Source organism: Micromonospora sp. IBHARD003, from assembly GCF_056106285.1.
In genome coordinates this window covers 6,395,025-6,411,992 of the sequence record NZ_JBWBBX010000001.1, presented here as the reverse complement: position 1 = coordinate 6,411,992, position 16,968 = coordinate 6,395,025, and the positions used below count along the sequence as shown (strand labels likewise).

Sequence of the window (16,968 nt, the reverse complement as noted above, 5' to 3'; positions counted from 1 at the left end):
CGGGAACGGCTACGCGTCGTAGGCCCGGGGCGGGTTCCGGCCGGACCGGACCATCCCGGACGACCGCGGTTGCCGTCCTGCGGCTCCGGCCTCGTCCTCGGTGTGCACGAGGACCGTCGGCATGTCGCTGACGTCGTCCGCCGCCGAGCCCAACCCGCCGCCACCATACAGCGCGAGGCCGATCAGTGGGCTGTACGGGATCTCCTACTTCTCGTAGAACTTCCTCCCCCGAGGAATCGTCACCCCACGACCGTCTTTGCGGCTGGCAGGTCACGCCCGGTTCCTGACCGGCCAGGACCGGATCGCCGACACGGGTGTTGTGGAATTGGTTCGTTGTGCCGGGCCGCCGGACCGTCATGACGCGTTCTCCGAAACGTAGAAGCGCTCCCCGTCGAAAAACAGCCGTACGGTCCGTTCGGCGCCCCGGCCGAAGAAGCGCGGTTCCCGTCCCGGAGCCTCGAGGATGATCTCGATGCCCAGCCGCTGCGCCGCGGCGGCGGCAGCTGCCTCCAGCCGGTCACCAGCGGGGCCGCTACCTGTTCCGTTGGGCTGGCCGCCGGCCACGTCGGGCCGACCGAGCAGCCAGCGCAGGTGATCCAGCGGTGTGAGCCCCAGTTGCTCGACGGTCAGCGCGCCACCCAGCAAGACCGCCTGCGCGTTCTGACCGGCGCTCAGGGGCACGCCGACGGCAGCGAGTTCGGCCACCGGCACCGACTGGGAACGGTCCAGAAGCCCGGCGACCGCCGCCTGGCCGAGGGCCGCCAACACGCCCTCCTCGAAGGACGGAACGGGGACGCCATTGGCCGGACCCTGCTGTTGCGTGTCCTGATCGGGCGCCTGGGTGCCCGCGTCGTCCGTGCCGGCCTGCTGCTCGGACGGTTGCGACGCCTCGTCCGAGCCGCTCTCGGCGGCCACCGGGCCGGGCGAAGCCGACGTCGCTTCGGCCACGTTCGCGGACCCGGGATGCGCCTGCCCATCCGCCACAACAGTCACCGGCACCGGCACCGGCACCGGCTGCGACGAAGCCGGCATCGCGGTTGCCTGCGCGGACCCGGAGCCTGCCTGCTCATCCGCCACAACAGTCACCGACTGCTCCGGCGATTGCGACACCTCCTGCGAGCCGCTCTGAGCGGCCACCGAGCCGGCCGAACCCGACGTCGCTTCGGCCTCGGTCGCGGACCCGGGATGTGCCTGACCATCCACCACCGGCACCGGCACCGGCACCGGCACTGCCTGCGACGAAGCCGGTATCGCAGTCGCCTGGGCGGACCCGGAGCCTGCCTGCTCATCCGCCACAACAGTCACCGACTGCTCCGGCGATTGCGACACCTCATGCGAGCCGCTCTCGGCGGCACCTGGAGCAGGTGAAGCCGACGCTTCAGCCACATTCGCGGACCCGGGAGGTGCCTGCCCATCCGCCACAACAGTCGAAGCCGACGCTTCGGCCACATTCGCAGACGCAGAATCTGCCTGCCCACCCGCCACCACCGGCACCGGCACCGGCTGCGACGAAGCCGGCATCGCGGTCGCCTGCGGGGACGCCGTGCCAACGTGAGAGGTGGACACGTTCGTGGGGGCGGCGTCGGTCCCCTGGTAGTGGTTGGTCCCGTTGTAGTGGACCTCGACGGTCTCCCCGGCGTACTCCGGCCCGTAGGTATCTCTCACGACGTACTGATCGGTGCCTTGGGGAAGGGATGCGATATCGACCTGCACGCCGAAGGCGTGCGCCAGCAGGGGCAGGAACGTCTCGCCGTACGCCGAATCCCAGTCCCTCTCCCAGTTCTGGACGGCGTGCCGCAAACCGGCGAGTTCCTCCGATGTCGCCGGTTCCCGGCCGACCAGCGCTTCGCGCAGTTCGGTATCAGTGAGCAGGGCGAGAGTCGCCTGGTCGGCGACGCCGTACGAGGCGGCGAGAGCAAGCAGCTCCGCGCGGCCGGTGGCTGGGTCCGAAAGGGTGATCACCCGCAGCTGCCCGACGACCACAGAGGGAAGCCTGCCCTCGGCTGTTGCCCGGACGAGGTAGTCATCGACGTGGCCCCGCATGGCCTCGATGGCATTGAGCATCGGCCGGTGCGCGAGCGGGGTTTTGGTCGTCGACCAGTGCTCCGCAGCCCGCTGGAGTGTGGAACGGACGAGCGCGGGATCGGACAGCCATTGGTGGACCTCGGGAGCGGTGGCCGCAAGATTCGGCAGCCGGTCCCGGACGAGCTGCGGCGCGCCGCAGAGGAAGGCATAGAGCAGGCACTCGCCGTTGGCCACGGTGCGCACGGGGCGACCGGCGGCGGGTTTGCGCATCGACGATGGCGCGGGCTCTGCCGACGACGACTGCCCGGCCTCCGAGGGCGACGGCGCTGCGGGATCCACCTTCGCAGGCTTCGACGACGGCTGCGGAGGTAGTGGAGGTGAAGGTACCGCCGGAGACGAGGACGTTTTCACTGTCCCGGCAGTCTCAGCCGCCTTTGCCACCGGTTGCCCCGGAACGGCAGGCGTACTGGCGGCGTCGACGGACGGCGGCCCGGTTTCGGCGGGGGCCGACGGGGCGGCGGCAGCGGGAACCGGCGTCGCCGCCCCGGCGCCCGGCGGCGAGGTGGCGGGGGCTGACTGCGGATTGCCAGTGGCGGCAGGCGCGGCGGTGGCGGGCTGCTCCGGCGTCGGCTTCAGCACCGGTGCGGCCGCTGCAGGGGCCGTCGACGGTGCCGCCGCTTCAGGAGCCGTCAGCGGGGCGGCGGCCTCGGGAGCGGACACCGGCGGGGCCACTACGGCGGCAGGCACGGGCTGCGCAGCGCCGGTGACGGCAGGCGTCGCCTTTTCAGACTGCTCCGGCGTCGGCTTCAGCGCCGATTCGGCCGCTGCCGCGGTTGTTGACGCTGCCGCCGCGGTAGGGGCCGCCGGCGGTGCTGTGGCCGCTGCGGGGGCTGTCGACGCTGTGGCCGCTGCGGGAGCGGGCTCTGCGGCCGTCGGCGGAAGCTGAGGTACGGAAGCCCCCGTCGCCGGATCCGCGGCTCCCGTGATCGCCTCCTCCGGTGAAGCAGCGGCTGCACCCGGCAGGGCCGGTGTCTCGTGTGTGGGCCTCGGCGGGTTGACGGGTTTGGGCCGCAGTGGGTTGCTGCCCGGTCGGCGGGCAGGAGTTTTGGCGAGCGAGGACAGCGGAACGCTGACGAGGCCTTCGCCCGTGGCACGACGGCTGTCGTCGACTGCCCTGGCGAGGTCGGGCAGCTGCCGGAGGGCCTCGCCCTGGGCGGCGGCCTGGGCGGCCTGTTCCGCGAGGGCGGCCTTGATGGCCTCGTTGATCTCCCGGAGCCGGCCCTGTTGTGTGTCGCGGTGTGCGGTGGTCCGTTCGAGTCCTTCGGTCGCCTCGGTGAGCGCGGTGCGCGCGGAATCCGCCGCGGCGGTCGCATCGGCGAACGCCGAGTCGAGGTCGGCGAGCTCGCCGTCGGCCTTGTGGGCTGCCTGACGGACGGTGTTCAGCTCCCTCTGGAGCCGGGCCTGTTCGGCTCGGAGGTCGTCGAGCTCCCTGACGGCAGCCTCCCATCGCGCACGGGTCTGCTGCGCGTGCTCGGTGACCTCGCGGACGCGGCTCGCGGGCACGCTTCCCTGGGGCTGCCGGGCGATGTGCTCCGCGCGTGCCTCGGCTGCGCGGGATTCGCTGTCAGTGCTGGTCACGCGGGCCTGGACGCCCCGGATGCGCTCGGGGAAGGCGAGGAGTTCGTTGCGGATGCGCCGGGTCTCGGCCTCCAGGCCGGCGCGCTGTGCGCGTGCGTCGTCCAGCCGGCCCGACAAGGCGGCGGCGGCCTGCTCTGTGCTGGTCAACTCGGTTTCGGCCCTGTCGAGTTCGGCGTCCGCTGTCCTGCGCGCGTCCTCCGCCTCGGTGAGTGCCTGGTCGGCTTCGTCAAGCGGACCCTGTTGCTCCAGCTCTTCGACCAGGGCAGCGTTCTGGGCGACGACCGCGTCCGCGTGATCCGTGATGGATGTGTACAGATCCCTCCAGGCGTCCGCTTGGGCACCATCGGCGGAGTCGGCGCCGACGAGCCGGCCGGACCGGTCGAACGTCCAGTGCTGCAAGCCGTCATCGGTGCGCAGTACGAGTTCGAGCGGCCGGTCGGCGGCGACGGCGGTGCGGGCACCGGCGTAGAGAGCGCGGGCCAGACGGGAACCGTCGGGGTCCGGCCCGAGGGCCAGCCACAGCTGCGCCGCGTCCTCGTCCGGGTCGAGTCCGGCGGCCAGGACCTGGGGCAGTTCGCCGATCGGGTGGGTCGCCCAGTCGCGCAGATCGGCGGCCGACTGGTCCGCGAGGAGGGACTGGAGATCGTAGATCTGCGGGTCGGTCCGCGGGTTCTCGGTGATGCCGTAGCCGAGCACGTCGCGTTCGGAGAGCCGGGTTTCGCTGCTGCCGCTGACATAGCGGGTGCCGAGGGGCCCGGTGGCGGTGATGATGACGTCGACCATGGTCTCGTAGCTGCGGTTGCCCCGTCCCTCGGCGGGCAGGGCGTTCTTGCCGGTCTTGAGCCACTCGACGGTGGTGGCGGAGTTGGCCGACGCCCCTCCCTGGACTTGTGGCTGCTGCGCGAGCAGGGGGGCGCTGAAACCGAGGAGCTGGCTGCCGGACACCGTGAAGGCGCCCTGTCCGGTGGTGGAGAACGTCGAGCCGGTGGACCGCGTGGTGGTCGCGGACCGCGTGGTCTGACGCGCCCGGTCCCTGGCGATGTCCCCGGCGTCGGTGATGCGGCGCGGGTTGTGCAGCTCGATCTGCAGGGTGGTGGCGTTGTCCGAGTCGGAGGGGAAGGCCCCGGGGATGCTGCCGATGAAGCCCGCGGCGCGGGGGCGGTCCAGGCTGATCCGGCCTGCCTGGATCAGTTCGCCGATGCGAGCGGCGGTGGTCTCGGCGGATTCGGAGACGTTGGTCCGCCACCGGGAGCGGACGCCGGGGTCAACGTCGATGAGGGCCTCCGCGAGCTCCTCGTAGCCGTTGAACTCGGACACGGGGGTGGGGTCGGTCGGGATGAGACGCTGCCCGTCGGTGACGCTCCGGCCAAGCGGATGGGCGGTCCCGACGGCCGGCGGGAGCGGCGCCGTCGGTGTCGCCGGGTTGGCCGCCTCGGAGCCGGCGAAGCGCAGGCTGACCATGGCCGGAACGATCGCCGTGCGGGTGGGCCGGCCGTACCAGAAGACGCGCTTGAAGAAGTTGGCGAGCGACGCGTCGTCGTCGTAGAAGGCGAGCACCCCGGCCTCGACGGTGCCGCCCAACGCGTCCACCGGCCAGGACCAGACCAGTTGGGAGCTCACCGAACCGGTGTAGTGGTAATCGACGTCGTAATCGGCCACGTTCGCGGTCCGCGTCCACGTACGGTCGTCGGCGGTGATGGCGACCTTGGACGCCGTTGTCTTCGATTTCGTGTAGGTCTCGGCGAAGCCGCTGCGGTCGGGACGCGTGTCGTCGGTGGGACGGGGGTAGTTCGCGAAGGGGGTCACGGTCGTGGTGTGCTGACGGACATGGGACGCGCCCGTGACGATGTTCGCCGCGGCGTGGATGTCGGCCTGGTCCTGGCCGCTTTCCGGGGCCGGCCTGCCACGCACGGTGCGCAGTCCTGCGGTGTCCTGTGCGGGCCGGGCCCGGAGCGCGACCTCGACGAGGCGCGCACCGCCCTTGGAAACGTACAGGAAGTGGAAACGCTGGACCCCGCGGCGTCCCCTGCCGGGCAGGGCCTGCAGGTTGGTCGGTGACGTCAGGTCGGAGATCCGGGACCTGACACCTGACAGGTAGGAGCGGCGTTGGGGATCGAGGGATCCGGGCGCCTCGAGCTCGACGAGGGCTCTGAGCTCATCGCCCAGACGGTCGCGCTGCTCGGTGCGGCCGTCGGCCGCGAACTGGCGGACGGACCGGACACCCCCGAAGCCCAGCTCACCGGTCCGGGCGAAGCGGTCGGGCAGGGGCAGGGTGGCATCGGGGAGCGTGGGGATCGTCAGACCCGCGATGCCCGCGAACCATACGGCGTCCCGGGCGAGTTGTGTGTCGGTGGCGAGGAACTGCGCGAGAGGTACGTCCACAGCGACGGTGACGGGCTCGGGACCCGTGCCGTCGATGACGTTCCGCCGCCCTCGCCGGACGGTCATCAGGATGGTGGCGGTGGTGCCGATGCGGTGCTGTGTGCCGGTCTCGGTGGGAATGCGGGTGACGGAGGTGGACGCGCCGAGGGAGTGGACCTCGTCGGTGCGGCGGGTGTAGGCGTAACGGCCGGAGACGGTGACGCCCTTCGGTGCCGGCTGGGCCGCCTTCGCCGCCGCTTCCTTGGCCGCCGTGCCCTTGGCCGCTGCCTCCTTGGCTGCCGCCCCCTTGGACGGAGTCTGCTTGTACGCGCCCGAGCCCGCCACGGCGATCTGGTGACTGGCGCTGGTGGTCGACTGCTGTGTGACGGCGTCGGTGGCGGTGATGTCCGACTCCATGTACTGCTTGGCGCCGTCCCGATGGTCGGGATCGTACAAGTAGCCCTCGAGCTCGATGGAGTACTCCTGGTCCACTCCCAGGCCGGGCAGCGTCAGGCCTTCGATGACGTACTTGCCGTTGAAGATCTGGTGGGAGTGGGCCAATGTTTTGGCCGGGCCCAATGCCGTGCGCTTCGCCTTGGTGAACGTCGTGCGCTGGTCGGTGGGGTGGGCTCCGGCGAATTTGGTGGAGAGCTTGTCGGCGGTGGAGGTCACGCTGCTCGGAAGGGCGGCGGCGACGGTATCGACGGCCTTCTGGAGCCGACCGCGTTCCGGACTGCCCGGGTAGCGACCGGTCACGATCTGGTCGAAGGCCTCGTTGAGCACGGCGGATGCCGGCAGGACGTCCATGAGGGCGTCGTCGGGCAGCCGGACGACGCCGGCCAGCGGCAAGCCGTCGGGCCCGACACCTGCGAGTCGTTGCCGGTCGGTGTTGGTCACCCTCCGCACCGTGGGCTGCGCGGGGGGCTCTTGCTCCGTGCCCCGGGGCACGGTGCGGTGGTGCTCCACGGCGAGCCTGAGTCGGCCTCCCGTGGTGTGGACGGGTTCGGGCGCGGGCCGCTCGACGTCCGTGGCGAGCGAGGGCTTGGCGTCGGGATGACTGAGAGGGTCGGCGAACCGGACGATCTCGTCGTCCGGGCTCCGGTACAGGTCGAGCGCCAGCTGCGCGGGGACGTCGAAGACCTCGGTCCCCTTGTCGGTGCCGATGAACACCTGATCGCGGCTGTTCCCGGATCCGAGTGTGACTTGGCGGCCGTGCTGCTTGGTGAACGTGTAGTCGCCGCTGCCGCCGAGACTCCCCCCCTTGCCGACCGGGTCGCCCAGGGGGGCGGAGGGGCCACCGCCGAAACCGAACTGGTACTGGTACGAGTGTGCCTTGGATTCGGTACCACCGATGCCGTAGGAGGCGACGCCCAGGACCTCGACGTCGGGGAGGCTACGCACGTGTTGTGTCCGGCCGCCGGGAGCGAATCCGCGGTCACGGAAGGCACTGAGGCGCAGCTGCACCTTGTCGGAGTCCGTACCGCTCGGCCCGTCGAGCCAGATGTCGTGTCCGCCGTCCAGGATGGCGTCGCCGGCAGCACGCAGACCGACCTTGGAGCGGGCCAGGTCCAGGGTTCGCTGGTTCCGCAACTGCGCCTGGGCCTTGGTCTCGTCGATCCCGCTTTCCTGGGCCACCGGCGGGAGGTACCCCTTTGCCCGCAACCATGCCTCGGCCCGGTCGAACATCTCCTCGGTACCTTCGGCTTCCAGCAGGGCGGCGGACATCCCGAGGCCCGTGAGGTTCTCGAGCTCGGCGGGCAACTCGCGCGTTCCTTCGCCCGGGAGGTGCTCGATGCCCAGCGCCACGGACTTGGGGAGCATCCGCAGGCGCATCCCGTCGTCCCAGGGGCCCAACGAGTGGCTGACGCTGTCCCCGCGAGCCCGGACGAAAGTGAGCCGGTGCTTCACGCGTGCCGGGGTGAGGAGATTGCTGTGGCCGCTGCGCAGGGCGTGATCGATGGTGGCAGCACCACCGGAGGCGAGCGCGATGTCGGACTGGTACTTGCCACCGCCCTTGCCGGAGAGGCTGCCGCCGAGGACCGAACCGGCCTTTTTGTGCCCCGCGGTGTAGTCAGCGGTGAAGGACGGACCCACGCTTCCGTCCACCCCGATGCCACTCGAGTACTTCGCGGAGCTCTCCACCTTCGAGGTCTGCATGACGTGCGCCTCGAGGTTGGACTTGCCGTCGGTCGACGCATGCGTGGGGTCGCCGAGCTCCACCTCGGTGGTCAGCTTGAACATGCCCAGAGCAGCGCCATTGGCGTCGACGAGGACCGGGGAGTAGTAGCCGCGGTCCCGCTGGAGGGGCAGCGTGGCGCGCAGCATCTCCTCCGACACGAACTGCTCCAGTTCGCCGGCCGAGGTGTCCGAGATGCCGGAGAGTTCGGTGGCGAACTTGTCGCGGATCTGCGTCAGCAGACGAACGGGATCGCCCACGGAGTCGACACTCCACAACGGCAGGTCGTCGAGGGCTGCGGGCTCCGGCACGTCCTCCTGGGGAGCCACGGCGAGATGCTCGGGGAACCACACGGTGACCGGGCCGTGCGCCTGACTGGGTCCCCATTCGGGGTCATGGGGCGAGTCCTCGACGTCCGTCCCGGGTGCGTCGGACGCCGGCGATGCCTCCAGTGCGGGCGGTGGCGAAGACGGGTCCTCGACGTCCGTCCCGGGTGAGTCGGACGCCGGCGATGCCTCCAGTGCGGCCGGTGGTGAAGCAGGGGGCGCCCCGTCGATACGGATCTGCCACCGGGTGGTGTACTCGATCGGGTGCGAAGGCTCGTCGCTGCTCTGGACGGTCCCCGTCTGGACGACGCTGCCGACAGAGGTGCTGGACGAGAACTGGTTGTGCGTCAAGGAGAGGTTCGTACTCACGTCCACCTTGGCAACCACGCCGCTGTGGGCGATCGGGAAGCTGCCCGTCCAGGGGAGTGACACCGCGCGGATGGTTCCGGAGCTCTTTGACGCCGCGGTGTCCTGGCTGCCGAAGACCCGCCGGTCCACGGTCTTGCCGGGATCCACGGCGCCGTGTTCGCCGTACCGACCCGAAGGGACCGGATCGGCGAGCCCGAGCCGCACGTCGACGGTGTACTCCTCGCCCTTGTACGTGACGGTGTAGCGCTGTCCTGCCTGGCTGTTCAGATAGGGAAAGTCCCTCGTCAGTTGCGCGGCGCTGACGTCGCTCCGGAGTTGAGCCCGCACCGGATCGGCGGCGGCGGTCGACGGGTCGATACCGAGCCCCCGGATGATCTGGGTGTGCAGGCCTTCGATCACCGGGTCGGGGAGGGTCTCGACGTTGACGAGGCCCATGTGGCCGTCGTGGTGCGCACCGTATTCGGTCACGAAGTCGGGCAGTGGGCTTTCCTGGCCGCTGGTGGCAACGGTGGTGACACCGTCCGGAGTGGTGACGGTGGGTGGGGCGGGGACGGTGACCGAGGCGGAGTCGTGGGTACCCCCCTCCTCCGGGGAATCCACGTCCTGCTGGGTACCGGAGGTCTCCCCTGCCTCCTCGGGGACGGTCACGTCCGCCGGAGGGGCGAGCGTGCTTCCGGCAGTGCTGCTGTTCGGCGCCGCGGTGATGACGGCCTTGACGGCCCGCTGCGTCTGCTGGGGATCGGCCGACGGCGACTCCACCGTCCTCAGCACCGTGTACGCGGTGCCGTCACTCGCCGTGGCCTCCTCAAGAGACCCCGGTGTGACGTCGAACGTGGCGGCGTGCGCGTAGCGCACATGACTCTCACCGGGATCGTGCGCCAGCACGGTGTGATCACGAGCCGACGAGTTCGCGACCTCGACCAGGACCCGACGCGACCCGGGCACAGGGGCCGGCAGATCCGCCAACCACCGCAACGCCTCCTCCCGGTCGAGCGTCACCCGGTGGAACTCCGGCACATTGATCCGACCCAACTCCCCGGCCGCTCCACCCTCCGGCGCGACCATCGCGTAATACACCGTGCCATCGACCGGAGGCAACGCCGCAAGACCCTCCACCGCAAGACCCCGATGGAACGAAACCAACCCACGCAACCTGTCGGCCTCGGCAGGGGCCCGCTCGTCGAGTAGCTCCTCCAGCAGCTCCTCGGCGTCGGCTTCGTAAGGTCCCGAGTTTTCCGGATCGACGGCCTCCTGAAACTGCCTGAACGTTCGTCCCAGATCCCGCGACCGCAGGAGCAGCGGCAGTTGCGAAGTCTCGCCGTTCTTCGACCGGGTCGCTGCGTCCTCGATCGCCTTGCGCACCGGATCCGTGCCCTGGCCGCTCTGGAGTGGGCCGTCTTCGAAGAACGGCCGGCTCGCGTCATGCGTGAGGAGGTACAGGGCGATGACGTGGGCCGGGTCCAGATGGTCCAGCGGTGAACCCTGGTGGCGGGCCTTCCACTCGCGCATGGCGATGCGCCTGGCATCCCAGCTGTCCTCGCCCAGCCCCGGCCTCGGGCCGGTCGGGGAGGGCGGCCGCTGGTGCTCCCCGGGGGTCGACAGCGTCCGTACCGCCTCCGTCAGGCCGCGCGGGACGCGGACACCGTCGGGGGTGTCCTCGACATACTTCATGTCCCGGGCGTAGGCCTGCCAGTGCGGCAGGCGCAGGCGGGCTGCGTCCTGGGGGGACAGACCCTCGCGGGGCGCGAACACGGCGTCGGCCAGGCCGTACAGATGAGCCCCGTTGCCGGCCAGCGCCGCGGAAAGCACCGCCTTGTTCCCACTCATCCCGGACATGTGCAGGTCGACGAAGAGCGAGGCGAGAGGGGTCTCGTTGTCCAGTCCCCACGCGAATACGGCCTTCACGAACGTGGGGAACTTTTCGCTGGGCAGGCCCTGGTCCCGGTACCACCAGTACATCGCCCGGGTGCTCGGCAACTGGTCCGGGTAGACGTGGATGCCCCGCTCTTCCTCGAGTTGCCTCTGCCTAGCCACGCTGGAGCCCTGGGAGAACGCGTGGTCGGGGTACTTCTTCGCCGCGTCGGCCCACACGGCGTCCCCGAATTGGGAAAGGGTGGCTCCCGGGGGCACGGCGGCGTTCGGCACCTTCTTGACGGCGTCCCGCATGAGCTCCAGCAACTCTTCGTCGCCGGACAACCGTTTGACGAGAGCAGCTTCGTATGCCTCCGCGTATCTCTCCCACCGCGAGTACGGCTGCGCGTAGCCCGCGGCCTGCCCGGCCAGGTACGGCGCCGCGTGACCGACCGGGCGCGCGGGCGCACCCTGCTGACCCTGCGGCTGGAACCTCAGGATCCCGGGACTGCCCGAGCCCCATGACGCCAGGAGGGAGACGGTGTTGTCTTTTTCGTTGACCCGCGCTTCCGCGGGCTGGTTGGCCGCGTAGACGTCGCGCCCCAGTGCATTGGCCAGCAGCTGCGCCAGCGCCCGCAGGTCCGGCGGCGTGGCACCCACCCAGCAGGACCACAACAGGACGGGCACGCTGCTGTCCACGTCCTTCAGCAGCACCGCGGCCTTGGCCGCGAACTGGGAAGCGCTCATGTGTCGGGGCCCGAACCGACCCCGCACGTTGATGTAGTAGAACCATCCATGCCCGCCGAGAACCACGAACCCGGGCCGCCCGGTCCCGTCGGCCGCCGCCGGCAGCGGCCAAGGCTTGGGCAGGTGCGCCCCGGTCTGGCCTTTGACTTTGATCTTGTAGTGCTTCACCTCCGCGAGATGCTCGACGTTCCACTCTCTGGAGGAAGCCCTCTCCGCGGTGCGGCTTGATCTCTGCATCTCGCGTGCGGAGAAGCTCGTAAGGCCGAACTGCGTTCCGTCCGGGGTGAACGCCTTGCGCATCAGGACGTCGTCGTTCCAGGCAATCTCGGCCGCCGGCTGGGGCTTCTCTTCGGCGAGAACTTGCAAGTAGCGCAGTCCGGTCTCCGCGTCGTACGCGTGCCGCACTTCGCGCACCGTCAGGGTCACCTCGGACGGAGAGGTCACCAGGCGCTCCGACGGCTTCCGGCTGAAGACCGACAACTCCCGCGCCGAGGACCCCACAACCTCGACCACCAGCGGAGGACGGCCCCCGGCCGCAGCACCCTTCGCCTGATCCTTCAGCCCCTTCAGCGCCACACCCAGATCCGCCGTCCCAGGACGGAACGGAGCGAACGACAACTCCTTGGCCCCAGCGGTATACGCCACGGAGTCCTGGCTCGTCACGGTATAGAGCACCGGGCCGGTGTCCGCGGGCTTCGCGGGCAGCATGTCCAACGCCTCATCCGCCATCGCCGCATGACCACGGATCTCATCCAGCAGCCCCGCATCCACGCCGTCAGCGAAACGCCCGACCACCGCCTCCACCACGGCCTTCGAAGCGTCCGAGCCGATAGCGGCGTGGATACCGGGGTCGCGCAGCATCAGCAACGGCCACGACGCCCGATCCCGCGGATCCGCCTGCCGACCGATGTCACGGATCACCTCCCGCAACCGGTCCAACGCCCCCGACCCCTCGAGCACCCCCGGCGTGAAGAACGCCGCATCGGAACCGGAAGCCAGCATCAACGCCATCGAGTACCCGGACGGCAGCTTCTGCAGCATCCTTATCGTGGCTGGGTCGGACAGCAGACCACCCAGCGCCTCCCGCCGCTCGTGCCACCACGCAGCCTCCTTCGAACCCTCCACCGCCGGGAAGTAACTCAGCCCCTGCCCGAGCACCAGGGCGGGATCGGCCCACTCGCCCAACCCGGTCACCCCGTCACTCAACAACGACGGCAAGGACTGACCGGCATCCTTCCTCATCCGCTCGGCATACGCCGCCACATGCGGCGGCACCCGCACCGCGGCCCTCAACGCGTCATCGGAACCCTTGGCCAGCCGCCCCCTCGGGTCCAGGGTGCCGTGGATCCAGCCATGCACCCGGGACAGATCCGTCCGCCAGGGATCGGGCTCCACCTGCTCGTCCCAGATCCCCGCCCGATGCGAGATGTCGAGGAACCACTCCCACGGCAACGCACCCTCACGCGACAGGAACCACCCCGCCACCGCGTCACGCAGGAGGAACGCCTCGGCCTGCGGAAGCTTCAGGTGCTTGGCCATCTGCAGCATCAACCCGATGCTCCAAGCCTGCTTCTGCTGCTCTCGCGTGACGTCGGCCGATCCCCGGTACCCGCGCTCGCGCATCGCGGCATCCCAGTCAGCGCCCCGCAGCTGGATGGCGATCGGGGGTGCCGTATAACCGTGCCGCTCCACGTAGGCGAGAACGGCCCGTTCCAGAGCTCCCATCAGTACGCCGAAATCGTCGCTCGCCAGCTGGGCTTGCACCGCTGCCGCGGGATCGCCGCCCGCCGGTGACTGCTGACCGAGGACCCGGCTCATGAACCACGCGGTCGTAGCAGCGTCGACACCGGGCCCGCTCCTGAACTGCTGGACCAGAAGTTCGAGCATCGCCCGAGCCTGTTCCTTGGGCAACGGGTCCTTGCTCAGGGCCTCGGCGGCATGACGCCCGTAGCGGTCCGAGAGATCCCGGTAGTCAGACTGCGTGAACAGCCCGGGGAACCTCGGGGCATGCAGGAAGTCCGGCAGGACCGCACCAGCCTTACCAGGCGCGTTCGGGTCCTGCGTCGCATCGGACTGCGAGGCAACAGGCGCCATCGGAACCGCACCCTGCTTCACCACCGCGTCAGGTGACACGGGACCCGTCTGCGTAACCGACGTTTCTGCGGGATGATCCGCGGCAGGTCCGGGTGTCGTGGCGTCCGAATCCGGCATCGCGGAAGAGCCGGGAACACCGCCCGCCGGGGGCCCGGAGGGAGCCAACGACATCTCCACGTCGGCGTCGTCACCGGGTGCTCCGCCCAGCAGTCCGGGCTCTTCCCGCCCCAAGGGATCGTCGTCAAGCACTCCGGCGCTCTCGGGCGGCAGCGGGGTGATCTCGTCGGCATCCCCGGGCACGCCGACGTCGTCACGCATGCCGGTGTCGCGTGCGCCGTTGTCCTCGAGCACACCGAACGGGCCCACGACTGCGCTCCCGCCCGTCTGCTCACCCGCGTAGCCGCCGGAGCCGCTGTCGGGCTGTGTCGGGGCGGGTGTGTTTCCGTCAAAGCTGCTCTTCGGCGCTGCGGTGATGACGGCCTTGACCGCCCGCTGTGTCTGCTGGGGATCGGCCGACGGCGACTCCACGGTCCGCAGCACCGTGTATGCGGTGCCGTCACTCGCCGTGGCCTCCTCAAGAGACCCCGGCGTGGCATCGAACGTGGCGGCGTGCGCGTAGCGCACATGACTCTCACCGGGATCGTGCGCCAGCACGGTGTGATCACGAGCCGACGAGTTCGCGACCTCCACCAGAACCCGACGCGACCCGGGCGCAGGGGCCGGCAGATCCGCCAACCACCGCAACGCCTCCTCCCGGTCGAGCGTCACCCGGTGGAACTCCGGCACATTGATCCGGCCCAGCTCCCCGGCAGAACCACTCTCCGGCGCGACCATCGCGTAATACACCGTGCCATCGACCGGAGGCAACGCCGCAAGACCCTCCACCGCAAGACCCCGATGGAACGAAACCAGCCTGCGCAACCTGCGGACTTCGTTGGAAGCCGACTCACCGAGCAGTTCGTCCAGCAGCTCCTGGGCCTCGAGTGCGTTGTCATCCAGAGCCGTCTGAAAGTCCGCGAACGGCTCTCGCAGGTGCTGGGACCGCAGGAGCAGCGGTAGTTGTGCGGTCTCGCCGTTCTTCGCCCGGGTGGCCGCGTCCTCGATCGCCTTGCGCACCGGATCCGGGCCCTGGCCGCTCTGGAGCGCGCCTGCGTCGAAGAACGGCCGGCTCTCATCATGCGTGAGGAGGTACAGGGCGATGACATGAGCCGGGTCCAGACGGTCCAGCGGCGACCCCTGGTAGCGGGCCTGCCACTCGCGCATCGCGATACGCCTGGCATCCCAACTGTTCTGGCCCAGCCCCGACTTCGCACCGCCCGGAGCCGACGGCTGCTGGTGCTCCCCAGGGTCCGACAGCGTCCACACCGCCTCCGTCAGGCCGCGCGGGACGTGGATTCCGTCGTCGGAGCCCTCGATATACCCCATGTCCCGGGCGTAGGCCCCCCAGTGCGGCAGACGCAGGCCGGCCGCGTCCTCGCGAGACAGCCCATCGCGGGGCGCGAACACGGCATCGGCCAGGCCGTACAGATGAGCCCCGTTGCCGGCCAGCGCCGCGGAGAGCACCGCTTTGTTCCCGCTCATCCCGGACGTGAGCAGGTCGGCGAAGAGCGAGGCGAGGGGGATCCGCTTCTCCAGTCCCCACGCGAAGACGGCCTTCACGAACGAAGGGAAGGCGTCCGCGGACAGGCCCTGGTCCCGGTACCACCAGTACATCGCCCGCGTATCCGGGACCCGGTAGCGATGTACGTGGATACCCCGCCCCTCACCGAGTTGCACCCGCGCATCCGCGTCGAAGCCCGGGGAGTACGTACTGCCGGGATACCTCTTCACCGCGTCGGCCCATACGGCGTCCCCGAGCTGGGAAAGGGAGGTCCCCGGATCCACGGCGGCGTTCGGCACCTTCTTGGCGGTGTCCCGCATCAGCTCCAGCAACTCTTCGTCGCCGGCCAGCCGTTCGCCCAAGGCGCGTTCGTAGGTCTCCGCATCCTTCTTCCACAGCGAGTGGGACTGCCTGTAGTCGGCGGCGTGGCCGGCCAGGTACGGCGCCGCGTGGCCGACCGGGCGCGCGGGCGCACCATGCTGGCCCTGCGGCTGGAACTTCAGAATCTCGGGACTGCCCGAGCCCCATGGCGCGAGGAGGTACGCGTTGTCGTCCCTGTCGTCGATCGGTGAATCCACGACCTGGTTGCCCGCGTAGAGGTCGCGTCGCTGCCACGCGTTGGCCCACCGCTGTGCCATCGACGGCAGGTCCGGCGGCGTGGCACCCGTCCAGCAGGCCCACGACAGGACGGGCACGCTGCTGTCCACGTCCTTCAGCAGCACCTCGGCCTTCGCCGCATTCTGGGAAGCACTCATGAACCGGAGGCCGAACCGACCCACCGCCTCGGAGTAGTAGCGCGACCCGTGCCAGTTGAAAACCATGAACCCAGGTTCGCCGGTTTCATCGTCCACCGCCGGCAGCGGCCAACGCGTGGCCGCGGACAACCCGCTCTCGCTTCTGATCTTGTAGTTCTTCGCCCTGGCAAGGCGCACGATTGACTCGTCGCTCTTTGCGAACCGCATATCCCGCGCACTCAGGCTTCGGTAGCCGAATTTGTGTCCCTGCGGGGTGAACACCTCGCGCATCATGACGTCGTCGTTCCAGGCAACCGCAGCCGCCGGGCGGGGCTTCTCCTCGGCCAGGACGTGCACGTACCGCAGTCCGGTCTCCGCGTCGTACGCGTACCGCACTTCACGCACCGTCAGGGTCACCGGGGACGGAGAGGTCACCAGACGCTGTGACGGCTTCCGGCTGAAGACCGACACCTCCCGCGCCGAGGACCGCAACACCTCGACCACCAGCGGAGGACGGCCCCCGGACGCGGCACCCTTCGCCTGCTCCTTCAGCCCCTTCAGCGCCACACCCAGATCCGCCGTCCCAGGACGGAACGCAGCGAACGACAACTCCTTCGCCCCAGCGGTGTACGACCCGGTGTCCTCGCCCGTCACCGTGTACAGAACCGGACCGGTCTCCGCGGGCTTCGCCGGCAGCATGTCCAACGCCTCATCGGCCATCGCCGCATGACCACGGACCTCATCCAGCAGCCCCGCATCCACGCTGGCGGCGAAACGCCCGACCGCCTCCTCCACCACGGTCGCCGGATCGGACGAAGCGATCGCAGCGCGGATACCGGGATCGCGCAGCATCAGCAACGGCCACGACGCCCGATCACCCGGATCCGCCTTCCGACCGACCTCACGGATCACCTCCCGCAACCGGTCCAACGCCTGAGGCCCCTCCTCGAGCACCCCTGGTGTGAACAACGCCGCATCAGGACCAGAAGCCAGCATCAACGCCATCGAATACCCGGACGGCAGGAATGGCAGGGCCGCCGCCATGGC

At 69.9% G+C, this 16,968-nt stretch carries 1 protein-coding gene (cut by a window edge); it reads right to left on the bottom strand.

Features of this window, described 5'->3' with window-relative positions:
- Positions 1 to 354 precede the first annotated feature (354 nt).
- Positions 355 to 16,968 carry the 3' portion of a hypothetical protein gene (locus tag ACTWOL_RS28280; RefSeq protein ID WP_474299627.1) on the bottom strand. The gene runs 23,025 nt beyond the window's last position, so only the last 16,614 of its 39,639 coding nucleotides appear in the window; the start codon falls outside the window, past its right edge; its stop codon occupies positions 355 to 357.